Origin of the sequence: Anaerosolibacter carboniphilus, assembly GCF_014205875.1 — a bacterium.
GTDB lineage: Bacteria > Bacillota > Clostridia > Peptostreptococcales > Thermotaleaceae > Anaerosolibacter > Anaerosolibacter carboniphilus.
Map to the genome: position 1 here is coordinate 399,099 of NZ_JACHEN010000001.1, position 26,088 is coordinate 425,186.

The 26,088-nt window shown below is 35.7% G+C and carries 25 protein-coding genes; 18 read left to right on the forward strand and 7 right to left on the reverse strand.

What is annotated here, in order from left to right; genetic code table 11:
* Nucleotides 1-19 precede the first annotated feature (19 nt).
* From HNQ80_RS01770 to HNQ80_RS01790, 5 genes are all read left to right on the forward strand, one after another.
* Entirely contained in the window at nucleotides 20-868 is an 849-nt protein-coding gene (locus tag HNQ80_RS01770; RefSeq protein WP_184307522.1) for an undecaprenyl-diphosphate phosphatase, read from the forward strand.
* 25 nt (nucleotides 869-893) lie between these two features.
* Nucleotides 894-1,505 (forward strand): DedA family protein, encoded by a 612-nt coding sequence (locus tag HNQ80_RS01775; RefSeq protein WP_184307524.1) that lies wholly within the window; start codon nucleotides 894-896, stop codon nucleotides 1,503-1,505.
* A gap of 598 nt (nucleotides 1,506-2,103) precedes the next feature.
* Complete coding sequence (locus tag HNQ80_RS01780) at nucleotides 2,104-3,897, forward strand: DUF4153 domain-containing protein (RefSeq protein ID WP_184307526.1); 1,794 nt, start codon at nucleotides 2,104-2,106, stop codon at nucleotides 3,895-3,897.
* Between the two features lie 354 nt (nucleotides 3,898-4,251).
* On the forward strand, nucleotides 4,252-5,277 hold the full coding sequence (locus HNQ80_RS01785) for a branched-chain amino acid aminotransferase (RefSeq protein WP_184307528.1): 1,026 nt from the start codon (nucleotides 4,252-4,254) through the stop codon (nucleotides 5,275-5,277).
* A 114-nt stretch (nucleotides 5,278-5,391) separates the two neighbouring features.
* A complete protein-coding gene (locus HNQ80_RS01790; RefSeq protein WP_243182931.1) occupies nucleotides 5,392-6,357 on the forward strand; it encodes an NADPH:quinone reductase in 966 nt (321 codons plus the stop codon).
* Between the two features lie 366 nt (nucleotides 6,358-6,723).
* On the opposite strand, the gene HNQ80_RS01795 is transcribed toward HNQ80_RS01790, so the two are convergent.
* On the reverse strand, nucleotides 6,724-8,040 hold the full coding sequence (locus tag HNQ80_RS01795) for a pyridoxal phosphate-dependent aminotransferase (protein ID WP_184307532.1): 1,317 nt from the start codon (nucleotides 8,038-8,040) through the stop codon (nucleotides 6,724-6,726).
* A 550-nt stretch (nucleotides 8,041-8,590) separates the two neighbouring features.
* On the opposite strand from HNQ80_RS01795, the gene HNQ80_RS01800 reads away from it, so the two are divergent.
* The 8 genes from HNQ80_RS01800 to HNQ80_RS01835 all read left to right on the forward strand — a co-directional run bounded on the left by HNQ80_RS01800 (nucleotide 8,591) and on the right by HNQ80_RS01835 (nucleotide 15,764).
* On the forward strand, nucleotides 8,591-9,091 hold the full coding sequence (locus tag HNQ80_RS01800; protein ID WP_184307534.1) for a helix-turn-helix domain-containing protein: 501 nt from the start codon (nucleotides 8,591-8,593) through the stop codon (nucleotides 9,089-9,091).
* Nucleotide 9,092: 1 nt separating this feature from the next.
* Nucleotides 9,093-9,296: a hypothetical protein gene (locus HNQ80_RS01805; protein WP_184307536.1), complete on the forward strand. Its 204-nt coding sequence runs from the start codon at nucleotides 9,093-9,095 to the stop codon at nucleotides 9,294-9,296.
* 2 nt (nucleotides 9,297-9,298) lie between these two features.
* A complete protein-coding gene (locus tag HNQ80_RS01810; RefSeq protein WP_184307538.1) occupies nucleotides 9,299-9,664 on the forward strand; it encodes a DUF4180 domain-containing protein in 366 nt (121 codons plus the stop codon).
* Nucleotides 9,665-9,991: 327 nt separating this feature from the next.
* Nucleotides 9,992-11,014, forward strand: a complete 1,023-nt coding sequence (locus HNQ80_RS01815; RefSeq protein ID WP_184307540.1) for a LacI family DNA-binding transcriptional regulator — start codon at nucleotides 9,992-9,994, stop codon at nucleotides 11,012-11,014.
* Between the two features lie 125 nt (nucleotides 11,015-11,139).
* Complete coding sequence (locus HNQ80_RS01820) at nucleotides 11,140-12,180, forward strand: ABC transporter substrate-binding protein (RefSeq protein ID WP_184307542.1); 1,041 nt, start codon at nucleotides 11,140-11,142, stop codon at nucleotides 12,178-12,180.
* Nucleotides 12,181-12,281: 101 nt separating this feature from the next.
* Nucleotides 12,282-13,781, forward strand: a complete 1,500-nt coding sequence (locus tag HNQ80_RS01825; RefSeq protein ID WP_184307544.1) for a sugar ABC transporter ATP-binding protein — start codon at nucleotides 12,282-12,284, stop codon at nucleotides 13,779-13,781.
* Nucleotides 13,782-13,792: 11 nt separating this feature from the next.
* Nucleotides 13,793-14,761 carry an ABC transporter permease gene (locus HNQ80_RS01830; RefSeq protein ID WP_184307546.1) on the forward strand — a complete coding sequence of 323 codons (969 nt, stop codon included), beginning with the start codon at nucleotides 13,793-13,795 and terminating at the stop codon, nucleotides 14,759-14,761.
* A 22-nt stretch (nucleotides 14,762-14,783) separates the two neighbouring features.
* Complete coding sequence (locus tag HNQ80_RS01835; RefSeq protein WP_184307548.1) at nucleotides 14,784-15,764, forward strand: aldo/keto reductase; 981 nt, start codon at nucleotides 14,784-14,786, stop codon at nucleotides 15,762-15,764.
* A gap of 237 nt (nucleotides 15,765-16,001) precedes the next feature.
* Here HNQ80_RS01835 and HNQ80_RS01840 read toward each other — a convergent pair whose 3' ends face one another.
* The gene (locus HNQ80_RS01840; protein ID WP_184307550.1) at nucleotides 16,002-16,406 is read right to left on the reverse strand and encodes a L,D-transpeptidase family protein; all 405 of its coding nucleotides are present in this window, start codon (nucleotides 16,404-16,406) and stop codon (nucleotides 16,002-16,004) included.
* Between the two features lie 270 nt (nucleotides 16,407-16,676).
* Between HNQ80_RS01840 and helD the strand changes: the two genes are divergently transcribed.
* Entirely contained in the window at nucleotides 16,677-18,926 is a 2,250-nt protein-coding gene (helD, locus tag HNQ80_RS01845; RefSeq protein WP_184307552.1) for an RNA polymerase recycling motor HelD, read from the forward strand.
* A 273-nt stretch (nucleotides 18,927-19,199) separates the two neighbouring features.
* Here the strand turns inward: helD and HNQ80_RS01850 are convergent, their stop codons facing one another.
* The 4 genes from HNQ80_RS01850 to HNQ80_RS01865 form a co-directional block, all read right to left on the reverse strand.
* Entirely contained in the window at nucleotides 19,200-19,427 is a 228-nt protein-coding gene (locus HNQ80_RS01850; protein WP_184307554.1) for a LysM peptidoglycan-binding domain-containing protein, read from the reverse strand.
* Between the two features lie 54 nt (nucleotides 19,428-19,481).
* Nucleotides 19,482-20,111, reverse strand: coding sequence for a class I SAM-dependent methyltransferase (locus HNQ80_RS01855; RefSeq protein WP_184307556.1), 630 nt, complete (start codon nucleotides 20,109-20,111; stop codon nucleotides 19,482-19,484).
* 216 nt (nucleotides 20,112-20,327) lie between these two features.
* Nucleotides 20,328-20,804 carry a MarR family winged helix-turn-helix transcriptional regulator gene (locus HNQ80_RS01860; RefSeq protein ID WP_243182887.1) on the reverse strand — a complete coding sequence of 159 codons (477 nt, stop codon included), beginning with the start codon at nucleotides 20,802-20,804 and terminating at the stop codon, nucleotides 20,328-20,330.
* A 286-nt stretch (nucleotides 20,805-21,090) separates the two neighbouring features.
* Nucleotides 21,091-21,588, reverse strand: coding sequence for a DUF2798 domain-containing protein (locus HNQ80_RS01865; RefSeq protein ID WP_184307560.1), 498 nt, complete (start codon nucleotides 21,586-21,588; stop codon nucleotides 21,091-21,093).
* Nucleotides 21,589-21,922: 334 nt separating this feature from the next.
* Here HNQ80_RS01865 and HNQ80_RS01870 point away from each other — a divergent pair, with 334 nt between their 5' ends.
* Nucleotides 21,923-22,090, forward strand: coding sequence for a hypothetical protein (locus HNQ80_RS01870; RefSeq protein WP_184307562.1), 168 nt, complete (start codon nucleotides 21,923-21,925; stop codon nucleotides 22,088-22,090).
* A 252-nt stretch (nucleotides 22,091-22,342) separates the two neighbouring features.
* Nucleotides 22,343-23,122: an EFR1 family ferrodoxin gene (locus HNQ80_RS01875; RefSeq protein ID WP_184307564.1), complete on the forward strand. Its 780-nt coding sequence runs from the start codon at nucleotides 22,343-22,345 to the stop codon at nucleotides 23,120-23,122.
* 142 nt (nucleotides 23,123-23,264) lie between these two features.
* On the opposite strand, the gene HNQ80_RS01880 is transcribed toward HNQ80_RS01875, so the two are convergent.
* On the reverse strand, nucleotides 23,265-23,927 hold the full coding sequence (locus tag HNQ80_RS01880; RefSeq protein ID WP_184307565.1) for a FusB/FusC family EF-G-binding protein: 663 nt from the start codon (nucleotides 23,925-23,927) through the stop codon (nucleotides 23,265-23,267).
* A 694-nt stretch (nucleotides 23,928-24,621) separates the two neighbouring features.
* On the opposite strand from HNQ80_RS01880, the gene HNQ80_RS01885 reads away from it, so the two are divergent.
* Nucleotides 24,622-24,999, forward strand: a complete 378-nt coding sequence (locus HNQ80_RS01885) for a CD3324 family protein (RefSeq protein ID WP_330602719.1) — start codon at nucleotides 24,622-24,624, stop codon at nucleotides 24,997-24,999.
* Between the two features lie 156 nt (nucleotides 25,000-25,155).
* Nucleotides 25,156-25,971 (forward strand): alpha/beta fold hydrolase, encoded by an 816-nt coding sequence (locus HNQ80_RS01890; protein WP_184307569.1) that lies wholly within the window; start codon nucleotides 25,156-25,158, stop codon nucleotides 25,969-25,971.
* Nucleotides 25,972-26,088 lie beyond the last annotated feature (117 nt).

The following is a 26,088-nucleotide window of genomic DNA, read 5'->3' on the forward strand; positions in this document are numbered from 1 at the left end:
TGAAGAAGAGGTGGGTTAGGTGAATACTTTATTGTTTATTATTCAATCCATGTTATTAGGGATTGTAGAAGGCATAACAGAGTTTTTACCCGTTTCCTCAACGGGGCACATCATTATTTTTCAAAACTTGATAGGATTTAAGGGTACAAATCTCCACTATGTGGGGATGTACACCTATGTAATACAACTAGGTGCGATTTTAGCGGTTATCCTACTGTACTGGAGAAAAATAAAAGAAACTCTTATAGATTTCTTTCCAGGAAGTGTAGGATATGAAAAATCGGGCTTTAAGTTTTGGTTTATGATATTCATCGCATGTATTCCTGGAGGTATTTGTCAACTGTTATTTGATGACCTAGCAGATAAATATTTATTTACGCCCATATCTGTAGCCATCACTTTATTTGCAGGGGGCATATGGATGATATATGCTGAAAAGAAATTTAGGAATAAGGATGCAATAGATCAAGGGATAAATGTTACAGCCAAGCAAGCCCTAATCATTGGATTGTTTCAATGTCTAGCAATAATTCCTGGTATGTCTCGATCCGCATCAACGATTATTGGTGGTTGGGTTTCAGGTCTTTCTACTGTTGTAGCTGCAGAGTTCTCGTTCTTTTTAGCCATCCCTGTGATGGTAGGGATGAGCTTTTTAAAAATCGTAAAGGTCGGAGGAATCGCCAGCCTCACTTCGCTAGAAATAATTTCCCTTGCCGTCGGATTTCTTGTGTCCTTTGGGGTAGCTTTGATTGTTGTAAAAAAATTCATTTCATATTTAAAGAAAAGACCCATGAAGATATTTGCAATATATAGAATGCTATTTGCAGGAGTAGTGTTGCTGGCAGGATTTTTAGGCGTATTTTATTGAATAAAGATTGAGAAAGAGAGGTTACATGGAAAACTGGATTGTTCATATGTTAGAAAAGTTTGGTTACCTGGGTGTTTTTCTTATGATGACACTGGAAAATATCTTTCCGCCAATACCTTCTGAAGTCGTCCTTACATTTGGAGGATATATAACTACACGCACGGAATTGAGCATTTGGGGTGTAGCAGCATCAGCAACAGGTGGATCTGTCTTAGGCGCGGTGATCCTTTACAGAATAGGGTTGTTGCTGGGAATGGAGGATTTAGAAAAAATAATAGGTCGATGGGGATATATACTTCGAATAAAGATAGAAGATATTTATAAAGCGGATGCATGGTTCAAACGTTACGGGTACTGGACGATTTTCTTCTTTCGAATGATTCCTTTCATCCGAAGTTTGATATCCATTCCTGCGGGCATAGCCAACATGAAATGCGGTCTTTTCTTGTTATTAACAGTGACAGGAACCTTCGTTTGGAATATACTTCTTATTTGGATGGGCACTATCTTCGATGAGTCGTGGAAAGATGTGTTAATGTGGATGGATCGTTATTCAAATATCACATATGGCATTCTTACCCTAGCCGCTGTTGTTTTTATAGCTGGAAGAATTCATAGAAGAAGAGATGAAGCCTAAAATTTTGGTGAGATGAAGGTAAATATAGAAGCAGAAGGGCAAGCGTGTATAACCTTGCCCTTCTGCTTCTATATTTTCTATCAAGGAATCATCTTGGTCAATATGGATCTTGCTTGAATCAGTGATACTTGATGTTATCCAGTTATCAGGACAAATGAAAGCACATTTTTAAGCGTTTTTTGATTACAAATAATTTTAACAGCATATTCGTAATCAAATATAAATATTTAAATTTCATGTGGCGTATTTGGTACAGCAGTAGCAGAAAAATATTGCATAAGTACCTGAAACTTTTTAAAAGCAGAATCGTCTATATATAAAAGCATAATTTAAAAGAGGAGTTTTAAAAAAAATGAATATATAAGGACTAATGGTGATAGTAGTAATCATTTTGGTAGCCTATTCCCAAAATGGGTATATTCAAAAAGAGTAGCGTTGAAATATTCATGTGATAAAGATTACAGAAAACGCTAAGTCTTTAGATATAGAGCATGCAGCCAGTAGATCGCAAGAAAGATATGATAAAAAATAATTTGAGAATTATATAGTTTAAGTAGTTTAAGTTGTATCGAAAATTGTACAAGAGGGGTGAAATGTAATGAGACGTTTGAAAGAAGTTTTAATTAACAGTATCAAAGGTATCTCTTTAGCGGGATTTCGTTTTCCAATGACGGTGGTTAGCTTATTAGCAGCCGCTTCGATTATTTTTAGGTTGATCGCGATTGATGAGACACTGCCTCTGATGCTTGAAAAGCTGATTTTTACATTTGCGGTAGGCGCAGTTTTGGGTATGGTTGCACAGTTCACAGTTGAAAGATTTCAGAAGTTTTCCGGAAAGCGAGTCTTGGTCTATGGGGCAGCATTACTACTCCTCGTAGGCTACTTTCTGATTTTATTGCCTGCACCCGAAATCAGTGCTGAGATCACAGTAAGAAGTTTGGTTGCAGTCTTTGCGTTAGTTTGCATGGTACTATGGATTCCGCCCTATAAATCGGAGGTCAACTTCAACTTGGTTGCTCTAGTTCACTTTAAATCAGTTTTTACTTCTTTGCTCTATTCAGGTGTTCTCTCAGCAGGAATTGCAGCTATTATTGGAGCTGTTGACATTTTGCTTTTTAAAGTCAACCATGATACGTATGCTTATACCATGACGGTCATCTGGGTGGTATTTGCTCCTGTTTATTATTTATCACTCCTGCCAAAGTTCAATTCGAAATCTGAAGAAGATCAAAGCATGATCGAACGTGCCAGTAGTTATCCGAAATTCCTTGATATTCTGATTTCGAAGATCGCAATTCCCTTGATCAGCGCCTATACTTTGGTATTGATCGCTTATTTTCTAAAGATCCTTTTCACACGTACATGGCCTTCTGGACAGGTTGGACCAATGGTATTGATTTATTCCATAGCCGGTCTTTTGATTTTTATTCTATCAAGTTTACTGGAAAATCGATTTGCTTTATTCTACCGTAAGGTATTCCCGAAAATTCTCATTCCTGTTGTTATCATGCAATTAATTTCTGTTGGGATTCGTTTGAACACCTATGGTGTGACGGAGTCAAGATACTACATGGCTATTTTTGGTGTCTTTTCCATTCTGGCAGGAGTGCTTTTAAGTTTTAGCTCGGTTTCAAAAAATGGACGAATTGCAGTACTTGCCGCTGCTTTTGCGATTATTTCAATCATTCCCCCCGTAGATGCCTTTACCGTTTCTCGTCGCAGTCAAATTAACAGAATTGAATCCATCCTTGAAAAGGAAGGTATGCTGATGGATGGTAAACTTGTCAAGAAAGAAGATGCATCAGAATATACGAGAATCGAGACGACTAATATTTTGCATTATCTTGAAAGAAACAGTTCGTTGGAGTACATTCGTTGGCTGCCAGAGAATTTTACAATCTATCACGATATGAAACAAACCTTTGGATTTGAAGCCACATATACTAACTATACAGATGGAGGCCGACGATATGTTTATGTTTCACTGGATGCCCAGCAACCTTTGCCGGTTTCGGGATATGATGTGCTGCTCAATGCCTTTGTAGGAAGATATATGAATGAAAAGGAAATGAATGATCGTGATTTTGAATTCAATGGTAAGAACTATCGATTGAAAGTGAATAGGATTACCAATGATGAAGTGCGTGTTTCGATCTTAGATTCATCGGGTATTGAGCTTGTTGGAACAGGTCTCAATGAATTTGCCCAAGGACTCATTGGTGAGACCAACGTGACGAAGGAGGCATTACCGCCAAAAGAGATGAGCTTCGACGTCACAAATAACGAATATAAGTTGAAAATTATTTTCCAAAATATCAGTTATACATCTGGAAGTGACTCCGATTCAGGCACTGACTATGGGATCTATGTTTTGTTTGCAACACCTAAGTAAAAGAACTGAATCGCCACTGTATGAAAGGGTCTGGACTATCTGCATCTTAAAGTGCAACATAGGCAGACCCTTTTATATTGTCTATTTTCTACAGCGGTTTCCAAAGTACTATGTGTCTTAAGGGACATAATGTGTCTCCTAATATTGTGTTGCATACATTTGTACCATTGAAACCGTACAGTAGCAATGATACAATTTTTTTAAGGTATAAATTGTATGCAAGGGAGGTTTGTTAGAAAGTACTATGTAGTAGACTGATTTGCAAAGAAAGTGTTTGAGGGGAATGCTACTAAGGTATGCATATTGTGATGGAACAATAAATTAAACACCATAAAAATTAAAGGAGTGATTTATATGGCGAAAGCTGTGGACATCGATTGGGGTAAATTAGGTTTTAACTATATAAAAACTGACTATCGTTATATCTCTGTATGGAAGTCTGGAAGCTGGGATGATGGTAAGCTGACCGAAGACAATACTTTGACCATAAGCGAAGGTTCAGCAGCCCTCCATTACGGACAGCAATGCTTCGAGGGCTTGAAGGCATATAGAACAAAGGATGGTAAGATACAACTCTTCAGGCCGGATCAAAATGCAAAGCGTATGAAAGACAGCTGCAGACGGCTTCTGATGCCTGAAATACCGGAAGAAAAATTCATTGATGCCTGCGTACAAGTTGCAAAGGCCAATGAGCACTATGTACCACCGTACGGCATGGGTGCTACACTCTATCTTCGGCCTTTCGTGATTGGCGTTGGAGATAACATCGGTGTAAAGCCTGCCCCTGAGTACATTTTTGGTGTATTTTGCATTCCTGTAGGGCCGTATTTTAAGGGCGGCATGAATCCCGTCAACTTTATGATTTCCGAATATGACAGAGCAGCACCCTACGGAACAGGTGCAGCCAAGGTCGGAGGCAACTATGCTGCAAGCTTGATGCCCCATGAAGTGGCTGTAAAGAAAGGCTTTGCAGACTGCATTTATCTTGACCCGTTGACGCATAGCAAGATAGAAGAGGTTGGTGCTGCAAACTTCTTTGGAATTACCAAGGATAATAAATTTGTTACACCAAAATCCGAATCCATTCTCCCAAGCATCACAAAGTATTCCTTGATGCATGTGGCGAAGGAATATATGGGCATGGAAGTTGAAGAAAGAGATGTACGGATCGATAATCTGGATGAATTGACAGAAGCTGGAGCTTGCGGGACTGCGGCAGTCATTACTCCCATCGGTGGTATAGAATACAATGGTAAACTCCATGTATTCTATAGCGAAAAGGAAGTAGGACCAGTCACCAGAAAGCTCTATGACATACTTTGTGGAATTCAGTTCGGGGATGTGAAAGCTCCCGAAGGCTGGATGGTCGAAGTCAAATAAATGCGTTATTGTACATGAAAGAAGAAAAAGTGAGAGAAATGTTGGGGCTCTCTTCAGTGTTTATGGGAAGTATTAAATATTAAGGTAGGTGGAAGATAGATGAAAGCTATTCAAATGTCAAGATTTGGGGGACCTGAAGTCTTGGAATACACAGAAGTCGATGAACCTATCCCTGCTACAAGCGAAGTACGCGTTCGACTGTTTGCTGCGGGTATTAACCCGAATGAAGCATATATTCGTACTGGTACATATTCTTTTTATACTCCTGAGTTGCCGTATACACCTGGGTTTGATGGAGCGGGCGTTGTAGATGCTGTAGGTGAGGGGGTAAAGCATCTCAAAATAGGAGACCGCGTTTTTGTAGCTGCATTGCTTGCAAAGCGAAATACCGGAACATATGCACAAAAGGTAGTCTGCGATGCCAATGCTGTTCATAGATTGCCCGAGTCAATATCTTACCAGCAAGGTGCATCTCTCGGTATTCCAGCATTAACTGCTTATCGCGCATTATTTCACAGAGCAAAGATCAAACCGGGTGAGACTGTTTTGATTCACGGTGCAAGCGGTGGCGTTGGTTTGTTGGTTGTTCAAATGGCTAAAGGAATCGGAGCGACAGTGATTGGAACTGCAAGTATAGAAGAGGGAAAGTCTTTGGTGAAAGCTTCAGGCGCTACACATGTACTCGAGCACATAACAGAGGGTTCCATCGATAAAATAATTTCTCTGACAAATGGTAAAGGACCGGAGGTTATCATCGAGTTTTTAGCAAATATGAATTTAGAGACTGATCTGAAGATGATTGCACCATATGGTCGTATCGTTGTAGTTGGCAATCGAGGCAGTCTGGAAATCAATCCGAGATTGGCCATGATGAAAGAAGCAGATATCTTAGGTATGGCTCTTTGGAATGCGTCACCTGATGAGTACAATGCAAGTTTACATGCTGTCGAAGCTTTCTTGGAATCTGGTATGTTGCATCCGGAAGTTGGGGACGAATTAACCTTAGAAGAAGCCGAAAAAGCACATGCTCAAATATTAAATAAAAAAGCCCGTGGAAAGATGATACTTTCCATCGATTAAAGCATAGGATAAACAGAGTAGATTCTAAAAAAATTTGAGGTTCTGATTTTACTCAACAACTTTTGCTGATTGACAGCGTTTCTGAGCTTTTTGCAAAAGTAGAAGGGCAAGATTGTTTAATTGCCCTTCTACTTTTTATATTTCTATCTAGGAATGAGTAGTTTTTGCCTTGCATAAATCATATTTGGGTCAGTAATACTATTTTCTATGAGAAGAGCTTCATAGCTTACACCTTCAAGTTTTAGGGGCAGTTGAAATGAAAAGTAGTTTAATGATACTTGACCAATATGCAAACCTGAAGTATATGAGTAGACCGCCGGCAAAGCCGGCGGTCATGATTCAAACTGGGGCTATGTGTTCTATTCTCTATCTTTGTGCTTCAAACTGTCTTAGAAGTTTAACAAACAATTCAGGAATCTTTGCCATATTTTCAGGAGTTTCTACGAATGAAATTCTGAATTGTGTGCTTCCTGGATTATGCTCGCCTGCCTGAATATCATAGAATCCTTTCATAGGTGCGATCAGAAGTGTTGTTTCAACACCTCCGATGTTAACAGATCCTTCTCCTGCACAATATAAAACGAAGTCAATTGCATCAAATCCAGGTTTTACTACATTTCTAACGTCAATTACTGTGTATATGGATGCATCAGGGCTGGACACAATCAAACTAGGTTCCTGCGCCTTCAGACCGTTATACACATTGACTATTTGTTCTCTGTAGTATTCTCGAATATTCTTGCACCATTCAGCAATTTGTTCCTTGCTTTCATGTGCTAGTGCACCAAATATATACTGGCCGATAACATTGGCGCAAAGGTTTGCAGTATATTCAGCTACGGAACGATTGTTGAATTCAGCATTATCTGTGATCAAAGCGCCGATTCTTAAACCACAAGCATTCCATACCTTTGATGCAGTTTCAATACTAATTCTTCTACCTTCGATACCAGGTACATCTGCGTCAGTGACACCCCAGATACTTACAAGTTTACTATCTTCTACATAATAGAGTTCACGATAAGCTTCATCACTGATCATCCACATGTTATATTTTACGCACAATTTAGCTAATTCTTTAAGTGTTTCGTAATCGTAGTACTGTCCTGTAGGATTGTCATAAGGTATGACAAGAAGTGCTCCAGGATTATGTGTTTTAATTGCCTCTTCGATTTTACTCAGTTCTGGAAGGTTGTACTTGCCGTCCTCGCCTAAATTACGTTTTACTGTAACTGTTTTACGTCCGGTTCTTTCTGCAAAAGAAATATAGTTGGTGTAGGCTGGATCGATCATCATAAGTGGTTTTTCACCAGTACCGGCAGCACCACAAACACCAATTAAAAGCAATTCCATAGCAGCAGATCCGCCGTCAGTTACCTGAACGAACAATTTACTCGTATCAAAACCTTCACACTTTAGGATATTTTTAAATGCATCTTGACACTCTGTAAAACCAGCGGTTGTTGAATATCTCACAACACCCTTAGCAAATGGGCTTTCAGGCGCATTAAGTTCAAACATCCTTTTTTGCATAGCTGGATTTGTTGGGAGGGAAACGTTTCCAATACCTACATTAATTACAGCTTGGGGTTTGACTTTACGTTCCTCGTATTTCATTTGTGCAAGTCGTACAGCTGATGGTTTCCTTGATTCAAAGTGAGCTGATAGAATGGGTTTGCTCATTAATAAATCTTCCTTTCTAAAAGTATTTTTAACTTTCGTGTCACATTACTTTATCGATTCTAGTATACCATTATTTTTTTGGTATTCCCAATATGATTTTATCATCAATTCATGTTTATTTCACTTCTTTTTTATATGCAACTTTAATGAAAAATGAATTTTCAAAACCATCTGTTATTAAACTTTTCTTATTCAATAAAAGCGCAAAGCGAAATACCAAATGATCACGAAATAAGGGGCTTCCTTATTAGTTATAAGTTATTATGAAAGAACTATCCGATTAAATAGATATAGTGGAACATACCACAAGTAACGGCGGTTTTCACTGTAAATTTAGATGATATAACTAGAGAATTATATAGATATTTTATCCAATAAACCTACGAATAATATTTTTGTAGGTTTATTTTTTGTATATATAAGAAGGTATGAAAGGTAATAAATATCAATAAAATACAACAAAGTTTAACAAAGCGCAAAAAAGAATTGACTATAGTGAAAAAATCTTTTATAATTTTACAATAATGCAATTAAGAAAGGATTCGATTCTATGGAGAATAAATTTTATACAATAGATCAAGTTGCAGAACTGCTAGGTATGCATCATAAGACGATCAGAAAGTTTATAAAGGAGGGTAAACTTGAAGCAAGTAAGGTTGGTAAGCAATGGAGAATTTCAGGACATGATATAAGTGTTTTTATAGAAAAAGACAATGTTAGAATAGGTAATGAAAAAGAAGATGAAGAGCTAAACATTGATTACTCTACGATAGGAGACGAGATAGAGACTACAGAGCAGCGGATAAATGTGTCAGCTGTAGTAGATATTAACGAAACCGAAAAGGATGATTATATAAGAATTTCAAATACACTTATAGCTATAGCGAATTGTAAGGACCCTGAAATCGGAAAATCCACAATTCAAGTAAAATATGATGAGAAAGATAAAAGATTAAGAGTTATTCTTTGGGGGAGCATAAAATTTATAGAAAGCATGTTAAGTTCAATCTCTATGCTTGTTGAGAAAACTGAAATAATGATAGGAGAGTAGTTTGAAGAAATTTAGCAGAATTGTCGCATCAGAAGGGGTAGCTATTGTTTTAAACTGGCTACGAATCGTCGTCGTAGCCATCCCACGTTCGCTATTGAAGATCTTGGATTTCGCCTTGCCAAATCTTTTTAATGGGAGGCTGAAGTCAATGCCACTAAGTCTTATTTTAAAGTGTGGCAAAAATTATTCATTTGTTGGAGGCTAATTATGGAAATAACTGTGATAAAAGAGAATGATATAAAAATTGCCATTGTAAGTAGCAACGAAATACTGATAACTGATGTTCAGTCATCATTAGATTTCATTGGAACAGTAAGCTATGAAACCGGCTGCAATCGTATAATTTTGAATAAATCAGCAATATGTGAGGAGTTTTTTCACTTGAAAACAAGACTTGCAGGGGAGATAATGCAAAAATTCATTAATTATCACATTAAAATAGCAATAGTCGGTGATTACTCTGTATATTCAAGTAAGAGTTTAAAAGATTTCATCTATGAGAGTAACCAAGGAAAGGATATATTCTTTGTGTCGAACGAAAAACAAGCAATTGAAAAATTGAGCAATGCTTAACTCTGAGTCTCTCAATATAAGCATAATTGAGGCGAGGGGAGTGTCCCTAATCCTGAATGGCATGTCAAAAGATGGTTCTATGACATGCTATTGGATATGCCTTTTTAAAGAAAGTAGAAGAGCAAGTTCGTATGAACTTACCCCTTCTATTTTTTCTATTCAAAAGTCCTTTAAAGAAGGAATCTTAAGGAGACTTTAAAGGGAATTTACTGAAAATTAATAAAAAAGTAAAAATTATACGCTAAATCTAATTAAATATATTGACTCATAGAAAAGAGAAGTATATAATCAAAATATGAAAACGGTTCCATAAATGAGGTATTAAATATGACACTAACAATTAATGATATAGCAAAAAAAGCAAAGGTATCTAAATCTACTGTTTCTCGGGTATTAAATAATTCTGGTTATGTACGTAAGGAGACAAGAGAAAAGATTGAAAATGTTATAAAAGAGAATATCTATTATCCATCTGCAACTGCAAGGAGTTTAAGCAAAAAAGAGAGTAGTACCATTGGTGTCATTATTCCTGAAGCTGACAATGAATTTTTTGGAGAGGTTCTGACAGGTATTAGCGAAATTGTAGATGAGCATAATATGACCTTGATTTTTTGTGACACTAGCAATAATTTTTTAAAGGAAGAGAGAGCCTTGGCTATGCTCAACATGCAGCGGGTAAAAGGTTTGATCTTAACCCCTGTAAATGACCATAATTATGGCGAAGCTGAGAAAAAGTTAAAACAGAAATTAAAGGATTTGAAAATTCCAATCGTACTCCTAGATAGAGGTGTGAAAAATTCTGAGTGGGACGGCGTCTACTTTGAAAACTACAAAAGTGCTTATAGTGCCACAGAGATACTAATTAAAGAAGGCCATAAGAAGATCGGTATTATTACAGGTGATTTAAAATTAAAGATTGGTCAAGATCGATATAAGGGCTATCTGGGTGCAATGGAAGACTATGGAATGGAGATTATAAACGAGTATATATATGAGGGAAATTTCAGCGTGGAAAAGGCCTATGAATTGTCAAAGCAATTTATAGAAAGTAAAGACCTACCCGACGCCATCATTACATGTAACAATAGAACTACATTGGGCTTCATTAAAGCATTAAAGGAATATAACTTAACGTTAGGGAAAGATATAGCTGCCATAGGAATTGATAGCAATAAAGTGTTGGATATACTGGGATATAATTTTAGTTATGTGGCGAGAGATGCAGTCGAGATGGGCAGAGTAGCAATGCATAGGTTACTAGAAAGGTTTGAAGATCCAAACAAACAAAGAGTAGAGTGTATTATGCCTTATAAAATATATTTAAAGGGTTCTGAAAAAATGAATCCTTAGTAATTTTTTTTAAAGAAATGTGGGAACGGTTCCATAAATTCCAGATTTTAATTTTGGTGTCCTGACGTTGTAATAAGGACGCCAAAAATAAAGTAAATAAATTTATAAAGGGGAGACAAGATGTTATGAAAAAAAGGATTTTTGCATTATTGTTAGTACTTATCATGGCGGTTGCACTATTTGCAGGCTGTAGCTCAAGCACTAACAACACAGGAGTGAATCAGGGAGATACACCTGCAAATTCAGATGCTAATGCAGAAGACAAACCTTATAAAATTTCTGTTATTGTAAAAGCAACTGACTCTGACTATTGGCAAACATTATTAGCAGGTGCAAAAGCAGCAGAAGCAGATAGCGATGGAAAAGTTGTAGTAACTACAGATGGACCTCCATCAGAAACGGATATTGACAAGCAGGTTTCAATTCTGGAAAACGTTATTGCTACACAACCTGATGCTGTTGTGATTGCCTCCTCAAGTTCAGATGCAACAGTTCCTGCAGTTGAAAACGCTGTATCAAATGGAATTCCTGTTATCACCATAGACAACAAACTCAATACAGATAAATATACATCTTACTTAGCAACAGACCACCGATTGGCAGCAGGTATGGCAGCAGAAGCTATGGTAAAAGACTGGGAAAAAATGGGGGTCAATCCTGCTGGAAAGAAAGTAATTGTAATTAGTTCTGTGGCTGGATCAAAGGTTAATACCGATAGAACAGAAGGATTTATTGGAAAAATAAAAGAATTAGTTCCCAATATCGTAGTTCTCGAAACTCAGTACGGGGATAATGATATTACAAAAGCTTTAAGCATAGCAGAAAGTACAATCGCTGCAAATCCAGATTTAATTGGTATCTTCGGGGATAACAATCACATGGGTGTTGGTATAGCTAAAGCTCTTGAAGAATCAGGAAAGCACAATGAAATCGTTACATATGCCTTTGATACAAATGAAGATGAAATTAAAGCCCTTGAAGATGGAACATTAAATGGATTGGTCGTACAAAACCCATTTGGAATGGGCTATGACGGTGTTATGCATGCAATTGAAGCTATCGAGGGCAAAAGCGTTCAAAAGGACATCATCATTAATGCAACGATCGTAACAAAAGAAAATATGAAGCAGCCTGAAATACACAAGTTGCTTTATCCTTTGGAATAACAGTTTGGGGATGTAAAAATATCACAGACATGAAATGTTTCGTGTCTGTGATATTTTTAGAAACATATTTTGATAGCACGCAGCAAGCAAGGAGGGTAGTTATGCCTTTAGAACATGAAAATATCATAGAAGTCAAAAATATCGTAAAAGAATTTCCTGGAGTAAAAGCACTGGATAATGTTAGTTTTGATGTACGTAAAGGTGAAGTACATGCGCTGGTTGGAGAAAATGGAGCTGGAAAGTCTACGATTATTAAAATATTGATGGGAGTTTACAGTAGAACGTCAGGCGAAATATTTGTGGAAAATAAGTCTGTAGATTTCAAATCTCCATTACAGGCTGAGAGACATGGCTTAGGAGCCGTCTATCAGGATGTGAATTTAGCAAAGGACTTAACAATAGCTGAAAACTTTTATATGGGACAGTTACCGAAAACAAAACTAGGCTTTGTAGATTATAAGGCGATGTATGGGGAAACAAGAAAGATTTTAGAGTCTATAAATGTACATGTTGATCCGAAAGCAGTTATTAATGAGCTATCTGTAGCCCAACAAGAGATGGTGGCGATTGGGAAGATTCTTCATCTTAAAGCTAAGCTGGTTATATTTGATGAGCCAACTGCACTATTAACGAATGAAGAGATTGAGGAATTATTTAAGATTATTCAAATGTTAAAGGACCAGAATGTTGGCATTATTTATATTACCCATAGAATGGATGAGATATTTAGAATCAGCGACCGTGTAACAGTTATGAAGGACGGTACGAAGGTGGGAACAGTAAATACGAGTGAAACCAATGAAAATGATCTGATTACAATGATGGTAGGACGTAATACAAAAGATATGTACGAGATCAAGCATGTAAAACACGGAGAGTCTGTACTAAAGGTTGAAAATCTTTGTCGAGGTAAAGCATTTCGAAATATTAGTTTTGAGTTAAAAAAAGGTGAGATATTCGGAATGTTTGGATTAGTAGGTTCAGGACGTACTGAAATTGTTAGATGCATTTTTGGAGCTGATAAAAAAGAGTCAGGTGATATTTATATAAATGGAGAGAAAGCTGAAATAAATAACCCGGAAGAAGCGATCAAGAAAGGGATAGCACTTATACCAGAAAATAGAAAAGATGAGGGACTGGCTTTAGGTTTATCTATTGCAGTAAATACGAATATGGTAGCAATTAATAAGGTATCTTCCTATGGAGTAATGAATAGCAAGAAAATTAATATGAGAACAACAGAATTGACAGAGAGACTGAGAACCAAAACGCCTTCCATACATCAATTGGTTAAGAATCTATCGGGAGGCAATCAGCAAAAGGTTGTGATTTCAAAATGGTTAGCTCAGGAAAGTGATATTTTTATCTTCGATGAGCCAACTGTAGGAATTGATGTAGGGGCAAAACAGGAAATATATAAAATATTTGAGGAACTGCTAAGTCAAGGAAAATCAATCATTGTCATTTCTTCATATTTACCTGAAGTAATGGGCTTATCAAATCGTATCCTAGTGATGTATGAAGGAAAACAGATGGGTATATTGGAGAAGTCAGCGTTTGATGATGAAGAAATATTAAGATTAGCTTCTGGCATAAGTTAAAGGAGGTTTCTATGGATACTTTAGTTAAAGAAAAAAAGGAAAAAAATAAAGTAAGGTTATTTAGCAAGGGAATGAAAACCGAACTTTTTTTAATTATATTGTTGATGCTATTAGCTATGTTTTTCACCATTACATCAGATGTGTTTTTCACAGCAGGAAATCTAAAAACCCTTACTAGACAGGCATCGATCTATGGAATGATTGCCATAGGCATGGTGGTAGTGATTACATCATCTGGTATTGATTTATCCGTTGGATCCGTTACTGGCTTAACTGGTATTGTTGCAGCTTTGTGCATGGTAAATGGAATATCCATTCCTATCTCTATAGCTATCGCTGTGATATCAGGTGTGGCTATTGGATTGGTAAATGGGATTTTGGTTCACGATGGGAAAGTGCCACCATTTATTGCAACAATGGGAACGATGACTGTGGTTCGGGCAATTATCATGCTGCTAACCAATGCAAGTATGATCTCGAAACTGCCTGGTGGATTTAAGCAAATTGCGCAAATAGAAGTGTTGAATGTTCCATTTTTATTCGTAGTATGGGTGATTATGATCATCATTGCATGGTTTATCACGAATAAAACTGTGTTTGGTAGAAATGTATATGCTTTGGGTAGTAATAGAGAGGCAGCAAGACTAAGTGGAATTAACATTAGAAAAACTACATATGGCGTTTATATTTTTTCTGCCTTAGCCTGCAGCATAGCCGGTATTTTACTTACTTCAAGGCTAGGAAATGGTGTTCCTACTGCAGGGGCTGGCTATGAACTAGATGCTATAGCTGCAGCAGTGGTAGGTGGCGCAAGCTTAGACGGAGGAGTAGGTAGTGTGATTGGTACAGTCCTTGGTTCCATGATCATGGCCACCCTTCGGCAAGGTGGCGTACTACTTGGTGTTAATTCCTTTATTTTGGAGATAATCATTGGGTCGTTGATTGTAATAGCAGTTTTATTAGATAAGTTAAGACGTTAATATTTTACAAGGGGGACTAAATATGTTATATAAAAAAGTAGCTAAGATTGAAGAAAACATTTCGGCTATAGGAATGGGTTGTTGGAACTTTGGTGGTCAATGGGATAATGCAGTTGGTGATAACACGATTAAAATTGTACACGCAGCGATTGATAGTGGAATAAACTTATTTGACGTGGCACCGGTTTATGGATTTGGCAAAGCGGAGGAAATATTGGGTAGAACTTTGAAAGAGGGTAAACGCTCTAAAATATTAATTGCAAGCAAATGTGGCTTGGTATGGAACGATCAACAGGAAATTAGCAACAACTTAACGAAAAAAAGTATTTTAAATGAGATAGATCAAAGCTTACGAAGGCTTCAAACCGATTATATCGATATATATCAGTTACATTGGCCTGATCCGAGTACACCAATCGAAGAAACTGTTTGTGCATTAGAAGAGATCAAAAATGCTGGGAAAATTCGGTATATAGGTTTATCTAATTTTGCCCAGAGGGACGTGGATAAGTTTATGTCTATGATTGACATCCATGCGCAACAATCTTTGTATAACATGCTAGAAAGAAATACAAATAGTTATCATGAAATACCACTGGTTTACAAGACAGAAGATGAAGTTTTACCTATGGTTAAAAAGCATCAGCAGGCATTTTTACCCTATAGTCCGCTATTCCAAGGTCTATTGACGGGAGCGTTTAAACGAGGCGGCAATTTTTCAGAAAATGATATTAGAAATGCCAATCCCAAGCTAAAGGGAGATCTATTTGAAAAGTATTATGAAGGGGCTCTTGCTATTGGTGATTTTGCAGATAAAATTGGAAGACCATTAAACGAGGTTGCATTCAATTGGCTAAGACAGAAAGAAGAGGTTACTTCTATTATTGCTGGGGTTTCAAGTATCAGTCAATTAGAGAGAAATATAAATTCAACAACATGGAATTTGACTGAGGAAGAATTAAGAGAAATTGAAACTATTATTGAACCTTTTAAGACAATATAAACTGTAGTGAAATAATAAGCAAATTTTGATCGACTTATTATTTAGGCGTATCAGCTGAAAACGCTGTACCTTCGATTGAGAATGTAATAATAGTAGATAGCTACCTACAGGAACATAGAATTAAATTTAATATATCAAATGGCTAGTTTCTTAACATAGCTATTAATCCAGTATTTCCCCATTTTAAAAAGTAGAATAACAAGATTAAATAATCTTGTTATTCTACTTTTCTATCTTCTATCTAGGAAAGAGTATCTTTTGACTTACGTAAATCGTATTTGGATCTATAACGCTATTATTTCTTAGAATGGCATTATAGTTAATTCCAAGATTTTGAGAAATACTGAATAATGTATCTCTTGACTGAACCACATAACAGTGATCTGTAGTTTGAGAACTTAGGTTGGTTACTTCTGTACCAATAGGAACTAGACTGTAGGCGTAGTTAATATCTTGATTATACATGCAGATGCAGCCATTAGAGACAGCTTTGCCGATAGAAGCTGGATTATTGGTGCCGTGGATGCGGTAATCTTTATAGAAACGCATCCGCCGAGTACCAAAAACACCACCAGGATTCGGTGCCTTTTCTGTGATTTTAAAGATACTTGTTGGGCTGGGTGTGCTCGGTTTACCGAACAACCGATACCCAGTAAAGGAGACGTATCATTTTAATAGGAAAAGAATGTATTCAGGATTATTTAGAATGAACAGTATTACAAAAAGACATTTGTCCAATGACAAATGTCTTTAATATTGACATAAGAAAATAAAAGTGATAAAATAAATTCGATACCGTTTTAATAGGATCAAGATATAATATCCCTAATTTTATTATACATCTTTAGAAAAACAATGTCAATAGGGTTTGGAAATAATTTTAATGATTATACATCATAAGGAGGAGATAGGATGAACAGGAATGACTATGAATGGAAGCTAGAAAATGAATGGCTTCAGGAAGTGCTTAAAGAGGCTCGAAAACAGTTTGATGAAAATCGTGATTTTAAAGAAAGATTTAAAAAGGATGCCATTGAAACACAAAAGGAACTATGGCAAGACATAGGAGCTGTTTCCATAACCAATGGACTGGAGCAGATTGCAGATTTTATGAGCTTCATAGGTACCATGAAGATACAGAAGAGAAGCCATGAGCTAACCAGAAAACTTGAGGAAAAATATGAGAGAATGCTGTTGTCGCCCTATTTTGCAAGAATGGATTTTGTTGAAAGGGGGGAGGAGAAGGCTCAGAAGTGTTATATAGGAATCTCCAATCTTATTAATGATAATTTTGATTTCCTCGTATATGACTGGAGAGCGCCCATTTCCAGTATGTTTTATGATTACGAAATTGGAGAAGCCAATTATAAATGCCCTGAGGGAATTATTGATGGGAAACTTACGCTAAAAAGACAGTACAAAATTAATAATGGTGAAATTGAGTATATGTTTAACAGCAATCTTAAGATAGACGATGAAATACTTCAAGATATTTTAAGTAAAAGTACAGACAATAAGATGAAGGCCATCGTAACAACCATTCAAAGAGAACAGAATAAAGTAATTCGTAATGAGGAGTACAAAAACCTGGTTGTTCAAGGGCCTGCTGGAAGCGGGAAAACTTCTGTTGCACTTCATAGGATTGCCTATCTCTTATACAAGCATCGGGATAAAATAACAGCTCAAAATATAGTAATATTCTCCCCAAATGATATTTTTAATGATTATATTTCTAGTGTATTACCTCAGCTTGGAGAAGACAATATGAGTCAGACAACATTTCAGGAATATATGCATCGGGCCTTAGGCGGTGAGTTTATGAAGGAAGGCTACTGTGAAATGATGGAATATATCCTCGTCTCAAAGAACGAATTACCCTATCAAAAGAGAATCAGCAATATAAAATTTAAGTCTTCCATGGAATTTATAGATATATTAAAACAGTATGTAACCTACCTTGAAAAAATGGATAGAAACTTTACAGACATCATTTTCAGAGACAATTTAATAATCTCATCAAAGGATTTAAAAGAGCTGTTCTTTACAGACTATGTACAGCTTCCACTGAAAAGGAGACTTCAAAAGATAAGAGAAAGAATTTTGTTTTTGATGGAACCTTATGAAAAACAGCGGATAGAAGAAGTGGCTGGTGAGCTTGAGGATTCAGGCGCCTATATAAATAAAGCAGAAATTATGGAACGCAGTGAAGTTATTGTAAAGAAGGAAATGAAAGACATATATTACGAAATCAATAAAATGACAGAGTTTGATTTAGTGGATATTTATAGGCAGCTTTTTGAGAAACTTGAGCTTTTTTCCAGAAATTCAAATACTGAATACGGTGAGAAAGATATTGAGGAAATCAAAAGCTATACTTTGGAAAACCTAAAGGCACAAAAGCTTAATTATGAGGATCAGCCCCCTCTCCTATATCTAAAAGGCGCACTTGGAGACATTCCAAAAACTTCAGAAATCAAATATGTTATTATTGATGAGGCTCAGGACTATACACCGCTGCAGTATGAAATCTTCTATCAACTTTTCAAGGATTCTAATATAACTATGCTGGGTGATCTCAATCAATCCATCAATCCATTCATGAACCTAGGAGATTATAAGAATATCTCCCATATATTCCCTCGAAATAATACCTGCATAATAAATTTAACCAAAAGCTACAGATCCACAATGGAAATAACTAAGTTTTCAAGAAAGCTGCTTCATAAGGCGATTACTGATGAATGCGTAGAAAGAAGTGGAGATAAGCCTTTACTCCTCGGATTTACAAATGAGGAGGCTATAAAAGAAAGACTTCTTGAGGATATAAAAATATATAAGGGGAAAGGATATAAATCTATTGGAATCATAACAAGGACTGTGAAGGAAGCAGATGAGGTATATAGTTTCTTAAAAGACAAGGTTCATGTTAAAGCAATAATGAAGGATGATGATGAATATGTATGCGATACCTTGGTGATTCCGGCTTATCTTGCGAAAGGACTAGAATTTGATGTGGTGCTTATCTATAATGCAGGAAATGAAAATTACTGCTGTGAGGAGGAAAGGCTTCTGCTTTATACAGCTTGTACCAGAGCCCTTCATATTTTATGCATATATTATTCCGGCGAGTGTACACCATTGCTGAAGGAAGCAGCATTCTGATTTCATGATCGCATATGGGCAGGTGAAATCAGTTTGGCTGACGATGAAGTCAAGCTACAGTATGCTTGGGTCCACATGGATCAAGTTCTAAAAAATATGCAAACAAAGCGATTTAAAGAAGCGCTGCGTATTGTTTCTGATTACCGCAGGAACTGATTACAGAAATGAATTTAGTGTGTCAAGAGATGGTTCCGCGTTATGATTGGTAATGTTTATTTAATAAAAGCAGCAGGATATATTTTGTTTTGAATGTACCCTGCTGCTTTTATAGTTTTATCTAAGAATGTGAAGCTTTTGGCTTACATAGATCATATTGGGATCTGTGATGCTGTTTTCTATTAAGAGGGCATCATAACTAACACCTAACTTTTGCGCAATGCCGTACAAGGTATCTCCTGGCTGAACCACATAGTAGAGATCAGTGGCTTGAGAACTTACGATGGTTACTTCCGTACCAATGGGTGCAACACTATGCACATAGTTTGCATCTTGATTATACATACGGATACAGCCATTGGTAATTCATTAATTCTTGATTTTTTTATTCAACTATCTTTATCGTTCTTTCTTACATTTTATAACTGTAAATTTCAATGGAGGTTTATTTTCCATATTCTTACTCGGCTCATCTATTTCTGAAAATTCTATCAACCCGTATTTTCCAAATTCTCGTTTTACTGAATCAGAATCATAAAAGAACATTTTTACGCCTTTCATTATCTCGAATCGATCTTTACTCAATTGTCTGCCTTTTCCAAACATGGGAGCTTCTTTTGAAATAGCTGTAAAAATCATATATCCGTTTGGTTTTAGCTGACTATAGCAATCTTTAATTAATTTTTTTCTTTCATGATTATTCAATAAATGAATCAGTGCATAGCAAAATATACCGTCATATAGTTTGTTATCAAAAGGCATGTCAGTTACTGAACCATGATAGATTTTAAAATCAAGTCCGTTTTGTCTTGCCAAATCAATCGCTGTTTTTGATATTTCAATACCTGTTACATTAATTCCGTTGTCATAAAAAATCTTTGCATTTCTGCCGTATCCAATACCTGGGATCAATATGTCCTTAACTTTCTTCTCAAGGAAAAAGTCCTTTGTCAAGATTGCAGAGTCTGAAGGTTCAAATCCCCACATCATTTGTTTTTCAATAAAACTTGATTCCCAGAATTCTGTCATATCTCTATCTCCTTTATGTTTTATTTGAATAGAATACTGTCCTGCCTGTGGCTAACGTTTTGCATTGCCGAAATTATACACTGGTAACTAATAACTGAAAAATTTGGCAATGCTTACGCTGGTTGTTTAACTACTGGTTTGCCATATTCTACAACGGTGCCTTTAGTCAATTATAGTTGACGCTTAAACGGACTTACAGGAGTATGTGGTACTCATTTATTCTTGTTTTTCATTTTCATTAGAATGATAAGACTTAATATTTGAAGCTAATATCGAATGGAATTTTTCTAAACCATAAATTATTTTTTCTATATCTTTAAGATTGGTGTCTTTAAATATATTAGAAAGATAGCCTTTTTTTATATAAATAAAATCAACATCCTCAATAAATTCAGGAGAAAGTGATAGCCTAACTGTGCGGCGATTATCCTTAGGTATTTCTCTGATTACTATACCTTGGTTTTCAAGTCGATCAACAATCCCCGAGACGGTACCTTTTGATAAACTTAGTCTTTCACTTAATTCCTTTAAAGTTATATAAGGAGTACTGTAAAGTTGACGTATCGTCATAGATTGAGGCGCTGTAAATTTATATTTTCTAAATTGTACAGATGCAATCTCATGAAAATCTTCCCAAAGTAATTTATAAAGTTCTATTATTTTCTCAGTATAATCTACTGAATTTTCATTCAATCTAAACAACTCCTTTTAAATTGTCACACTGCATATATTTATTTGTTATTAACTCATATTTTACTCTTATTTATTGATAGAATGTTAACGATAGAGAACAGTTTGGGCAAACAAACAGTTCGGATATAAGAACTGTTTCTATTCATAATACTATTTTCTTCTTTGGTAGTCAATAGCTGATTTTTTAAAACAACTATCATATAATATTGTAAGCGATACTCAAAATAATATAAAACTACAGTATTTCTTTCAAATTTTATCATTTATCACCTCGAATCTACGTAAATTATAATAAACACGTTTTTGATAACCTTACTTTTCTTAACTGCTTCTTAAAAATGACACCGAAAAGGAACCTTACAAGGGGCTGTATAAAAAATAATTGTGAAAAAAATGCGAATGGAAAATTAAAAACTATCTTCTGCGCCCACTGTGCAAGGAACTCTACGGTAATACCGTTATAAAGAATCGTTGCCATAAAGCTCATCATTGGACACATTAAACTGACTGTTGCACATATGATTGCTGTTGTGACCACATATGGTTTGTCCTCTCTCGGATTTACAACACTGAAAGCCATTTTTAATGAAAGCGGACCTGCAGCAAATATTTGTAGTAAAAATGCAAATACAAACTCAATTGCAATTACCTTGCGAGATGCTATAAATACCTGATTTGACATACCTCCCATCTCAATAGCAAGATTATAAAACACGAATAAATGTACCGTAATTATTACGGACAGAAAAGCAAAAACCACTCTCTGAAAATTTGTTGTTGGCATGAAAAATACCCACCCTTTCTTTTGTTAAAATAACTGTTGTCCTATTTTAGACAACAAAAAAGACACATTTAGCCCTTTGTACCGTAATCAGATTTACGTGCAAAGCACCACATGTGTCGTTTCTTTGAGTTCACTATTTGATTGTTGATATACTATATCGTATTTTTTATAAAAAGTCAAGTAAATGAATATGCCGATCGGAGTGAAGAATCACCTCGATCGTTTTTTTCGGTGGCTGCCAAAAAGAAACCAGGAGTGAAGTCAAAAAAGAGGAAATTGTGAAATTCATTATGGTTATTGTATAAATTTAACAAAAGAAGAGATTCCATTCTAAATGATAGCTAGGATTGATATCGATGGAAGAAAAAAATACATACGCATCAGGGGAGCCTGTGAGCGTAATCTGAAAAACATTGATGTAGATATACCCAAGAATAAACTGGCTGTTCTCACCGGATTTAGCGGATCAGGTAAAACTTCACTATTATTAAAATCCAGATAGTAACTTTTAGCAGTAAAATCTAGTATATCCCTTTTAAGTATCAAACCTCCCTACTATCAATAGGATGACAGAAAAAATAATATAGATATCTAATGTCTTGTACACCATTATGTTGGGCCCAAGGCATAGTAGGATTATAGTTGAAGATCATAGGAGAATTGAAGTACAATGGAAACAATTGATAGAATATTAACGTATTATAGGATGAAATATAGTATTCAAAAATAATATTAGAACGGGAGATGCGTTTTTATGAAAACAAACATTTACTATTTCTCTGGAACGGGCAATTCTTTAAAAGTGGCAAAAGACCTATCAGAAAAACTAGGAGAAACAACCGTAATCTCTATTCCCAAAGCAATAAAATCGGGGCTTGATACATCGGTGGACAACATAGGAATAGTATTTCCTGTTTACTGCTGGGGGATGCCTTTGATGGTTACTGAGTTCATTAAAAAGCTTAGGAAGGAGCATGCAAAATACTTTTTTGCCATAGCTACCTGTGGAGGGTCCGCCGCAGGAACTTTACTGCAGACCCAGAAAAAGCTTGCCCTGCAAGATATAAAGCTTTCATCGGGTTTTGAAGTACAAATGCCTACAAACTATATTGTATGGGGAGGAGCGATATCTGAGGAACGACAAAAGAGAATGTTTGAGAATTGGGTTAATAGAATGGACCATATAGCAAACACTATTAAAAAACAAGAAGAGCATGGTATAGAATCTGGGTCAATCTTAGCCAACTTTTTCTTAAGTAAGGCTCTTTATAGTGTATCTATGCCCCAATTTCCCAAAATGGATAAGGCTTTTTGGGTGGATAGTAGATGTGATCACTGTGGGGTATGCAATAAAGTTTGCCCCGCTAATAATATAGAGATCAAGGAAGGGAAGCCAGTTTGGAACCATAAATGTGAGCAATGTCTTGCTTGTATTCAATGGTGCCCCAAGCAAGCTATCCAGTACGGTAAGAAAACTCAAGAACGTGAACGCTATACGAATCCCTTTGTGAGTCTCAAGGAGTTCATAGAATAGTTTGATGATGCTAACAAGTATAATGGAAGATTGTATAATAGATAACAGCCTAAAAGATGATATAAGATCCTTTAGGCTGTTATCTTTATTATAATTTATTCTTGATTTTTAACTTGCGGAGATGGGCTGGATATGCATGTGATTATAGCTTTATATTGTTAACATCCTTTAAAATTTTCTCAAGCTTTTCAATGGATGCAATTCTTTCATTACACTTCACGCTATCTAAACATATATCAAAGCCTATTGACCGATAGGCTCCTTCGCCGGTATTAGTTGTTTTGCAGATCGGTGAAACAAAGGCCACCTCATTTTCGCTGCCTACATGATTGCAAAGTACACACCTATGAGTGTTATTGGAACCATAACTTGAAATTCTACATGCCATACCTACAAGTTTGCCATCCATATTATAAGCTACAAATAATTTTCTAACGGAGTCATCAACCCAACCTAAATATACATTCTTTGAATCCTGTGAATTTAAGTTTGGCAATTTGAGTTTCTTTTCCTTTTTAAACAATCTACTAATTTGTGCATTTGTAACATTTGGCATTCCATATACATATTCATTCAACTCAGCTAAATATTTATCGATGTGTAAAGGGTCGTTTATTTTACTAATATCAAGTAACTCTTTTTCTTCCTGGGATAAATCAGTGAAAATATTTAATATTTTCTCGTGCATATGTGCTTTAGTCGCTTCAATAATATTAATATCTACACAACCCTTGAAAGCATTATTTAAATCATTCAAACGCGCTCTTATATAATTATATTCATGTTTTTTTATAAAAACTCTCATAAAATCTAGCACCTCTTTTCTAACGTGTGTTATTTTTATTATTTATGGAAGTAAATATGACATTACTTACAATTTTGTTTTGTCATCAGCCCGCTAACAAAAAATGATTATTATTACGCCAACTGAAAGTAACAATAATCATCCTGATTTAAAACGTAATACATATTTGAGATCATTTTCTTTTGAAGCTTGTATAAACTAGAAATGATAACTTCCATTGGATAGCCGCAATAAAATCATAACATAGCTAAAAATAAGCATTCAATCTAATGAATGATTCTGTAATGATTATGAGCATAGAAGTTTTTGTTGATCTATTATTTTTGTTATACTCTTTTCTGACAGATAGCTTCTTTTCTCCACAGGCCTTATGATTTTAATTGATATCTTTATAAAAAGTTTGTATAATATAAGTATTATTTCTTAATATAATTAGAAGTTAGTATTTATGAAGGGTATGAACAGTATGATTTACAAAAGTGAATTAGGATTAAAAGATACTCCTTGCGAAGGCCATAAGAACTAAATCGGCTATGCTTTGCTTGGAGATTATTTTGTTAAAATAGCTGATGTTGAATTATATGTTCCTGCTAAGTTCTTTGAGATTTGCATGAAGGGACTTTAGTTAGTGTACAATTATTCAGCATTAGACGATTTAATAAATGATTTCATACATTTGTCCCTTTGTACAAGAATGGAAACTGTTGCAAACATAGCTTTGCAACAGTTTTTTTGGTCTTTGCTTCAAGAAAAAATAAATTTTTCGAGGAGTAAAGATATGAAATATAGTAATGCGTACAATGTTTTACCGGTTGATATAGTAAGAATGATTCAAGAATATGTGAATGGTGAATATTTATATATACCTAGAAAAGAGGAACAACAAAAGAAATGGGGAGAAAACAGCGGCTCAAGAGATGCTTTAAAAAGAAGAAATGAAGAAATTTATCAAAAATATTTAAAAGGTGCTGTGATTTTAGATTTAGCTCAGGAATACTATCTTTCTGATAAAAGTATAAGAAGAATTATTAGTCAGCAAAAGAAAATTATGCTCAACATCAATACAGAATGATAAACAAGATTGAAAGCCCACTTTGGCACATCATAATTCTTAAGTAGTTCTTTTTAGAGTGTAGAATCTTAATCTTACTGGAGTAAAGCACAAATCACCAATATAATTCCAATCGAATAATATACTATCATATATTTTATTTTGGGAGGAATCTATATGGGATACTATATTGGTGTAGAACCTGGCGTTAATATTTATGTAGAAGATGTTAACCCGACGGGGAACAAGACAATCCTGTTAATTCACGGATGGCCAGGAGACCATAATTTGTTTGAATATCAGTTTAACCAATTGCCCAAAATGGGATACAGATGCATAGGTATAGACTGTAGGGGGTTCGGCTTATCAGACAAACCCTGGAGCGGCTATGATTATAACCGATTATCCGACGATATTCGGTGTGTGGTTGACGCACTTAAATTACAGAATTTCACCCTTGGGGGACATTCAACAGGGGGAGCCATTTGTGTACGATACATGGCCAGACATAATGGTTACGGAGTATCAAAACTTGCTCTTTTTGCTGCAGCGGCACCGAGTCTGATCCAACGTCCATATTTCCCATATGGTCTGCAAAAACAAGCTGTGATTAATATTATCCAAGGTGTATATAAAGATCGACCCAATACGTTGAGAGAGTTTGGAAGTATGATCTTCCATAATTATGTTAGTCAACCACTGTCGGATTGGATTTTCCAATTGGGTCTGCAGGCGGCCAGTTGGTCTACTGCAGCTATTGCAAACACATGGCTGGGTGAAGAACGGTTATTTAACGACCTGAAAACAATTAAAGTTCCAACGCTGATCCTCCACGGTATCAATGACCAAGTATGCCTATTCCCTTTAGCTATTTCACAAAAGTATAGTATTAAAAATTCTAAGCTTGTACCATTTGAAGCATGTGGTCATTTTCTGTTCTATGACCAGAGAGAAAGATTCAACAAAGAATTAGTACAGTTTATTGAAGAATAGAATCAGCATAAAAAGAAGTTAGTTAAGGGGCTGAGAAATCAGCGTCTTTTTCTTTTGTAGAAATTTAAAAAGTGCTTAAAGAGGTTGAGTTTGATGTCTAAAATTTAGCATAGGAAA

Coding starts and splice junctions, on each gene's coding strand:
- HNQ80_RS01775 (WP_184307524.1), top strand. CDS start 894: ATGGAAAACTGGATTGTTCATATGTTAGAAAAGTTTGGTTACCTGGGT.
- HNQ80_RS01780 (WP_184307526.1), top strand. CDS start 2,104: ATGAGACGTTTGAAAGAAGTTTTAATTAACAGTATCAAAGGTATCTCT.
- HNQ80_RS01785 (WP_184307528.1), top strand. CDS start 4,252: ATGGCGAAAGCTGTGGACATCGATTGGGGTAAATTAGGTTTTAACTAT.
- HNQ80_RS01790 (WP_243182931.1), top strand. CDS start 5,392: ATGTCAAGATTTGGGGGACCTGAAGTCTTGGAATACACAGAAGTCGAT.
- HNQ80_RS01795 (WP_184307532.1), bottom strand. CDS start 8,040: ATGAGCAAACCCATTCTATCAGCTCACTTTGAATCAAGGAAACCATCA.
- HNQ80_RS01800 (WP_184307534.1), top strand. CDS start 8,591: ATGGAGAATAAATTTTATACAATAGATCAAGTTGCAGAACTGCTAGGT.
- HNQ80_RS01810 (WP_184307538.1), top strand. CDS start 9,299: ATGGAAATAACTGTGATAAAAGAGAATGATATAAAAATTGCCATTGTA.
- HNQ80_RS01815 (WP_184307540.1), top strand. CDS start 9,992: ATGACACTAACAATTAATGATATAGCAAAAAAAGCAAAGGTATCTAAA.
- HNQ80_RS01820 (WP_184307542.1), top strand. CDS start 11,140: ATGAAAAAAAGGATTTTTGCATTATTGTTAGTACTTATCATGGCGGTT.
- HNQ80_RS01825 (WP_184307544.1), top strand. CDS start 12,282: ATGCCTTTAGAACATGAAAATATCATAGAAGTCAAAAATATCGTAAAA.
- HNQ80_RS01830 (WP_184307546.1), top strand. CDS start 13,793: ATGGATACTTTAGTTAAAGAAAAAAAGGAAAAAAATAAAGTAAGGTTA.
- HNQ80_RS01835 (WP_184307548.1), top strand. CDS start 14,784: ATGTTATATAAAAAAGTAGCTAAGATTGAAGAAAACATTTCGGCTATA.
- helD (WP_184307552.1), top strand. CDS start 16,677: ATGAACAGGAATGACTATGAATGGAAGCTAGAAAATGAATGGCTTCAG.
- HNQ80_RS01850 (WP_184307554.1), bottom strand. CDS start 19,427: ATGTATAATCAAGATGCAAACTATGTGCATAGTGTTGCACCCATTGGT.
- HNQ80_RS01855 (WP_184307556.1), bottom strand. CDS start 20,111: ATGACAGAATTCTGGGAATCAAGTTTTATTGAAAAACAAATGATGTGG.
- HNQ80_RS01865 (WP_184307560.1), bottom strand. CDS start 21,588: ATGCCAACAACAAATTTTCAGAGAGTGGTTTTTGCTTTTCTGTCCGTA.
- HNQ80_RS01870 (WP_184307562.1), top strand. CDS start 21,923: ATGATAGCTAGGATTGATATCGATGGAAGAAAAAAATACATACGCATC.
- HNQ80_RS01875 (WP_184307564.1), top strand. CDS start 22,343: ATGAAAACAAACATTTACTATTTCTCTGGAACGGGCAATTCTTTAAAA.
- HNQ80_RS01880 (WP_184307565.1), bottom strand. CDS start 23,927: ATGAGAGTTTTTATAAAAAAACATGAATATAATTATATAAGAGCGCGT.
- HNQ80_RS01885 (WP_330602719.1), top strand. CDS start 24,622: ATGGAAACTGTTGCAAACATAGCTTTGCAACAGTTTTTTTGGTCTTTG.
- HNQ80_RS01890 (WP_184307569.1), top strand. CDS start 25,156: ATGGGATACTATATTGGTGTAGAACCTGGCGTTAATATTTATGTAGAA.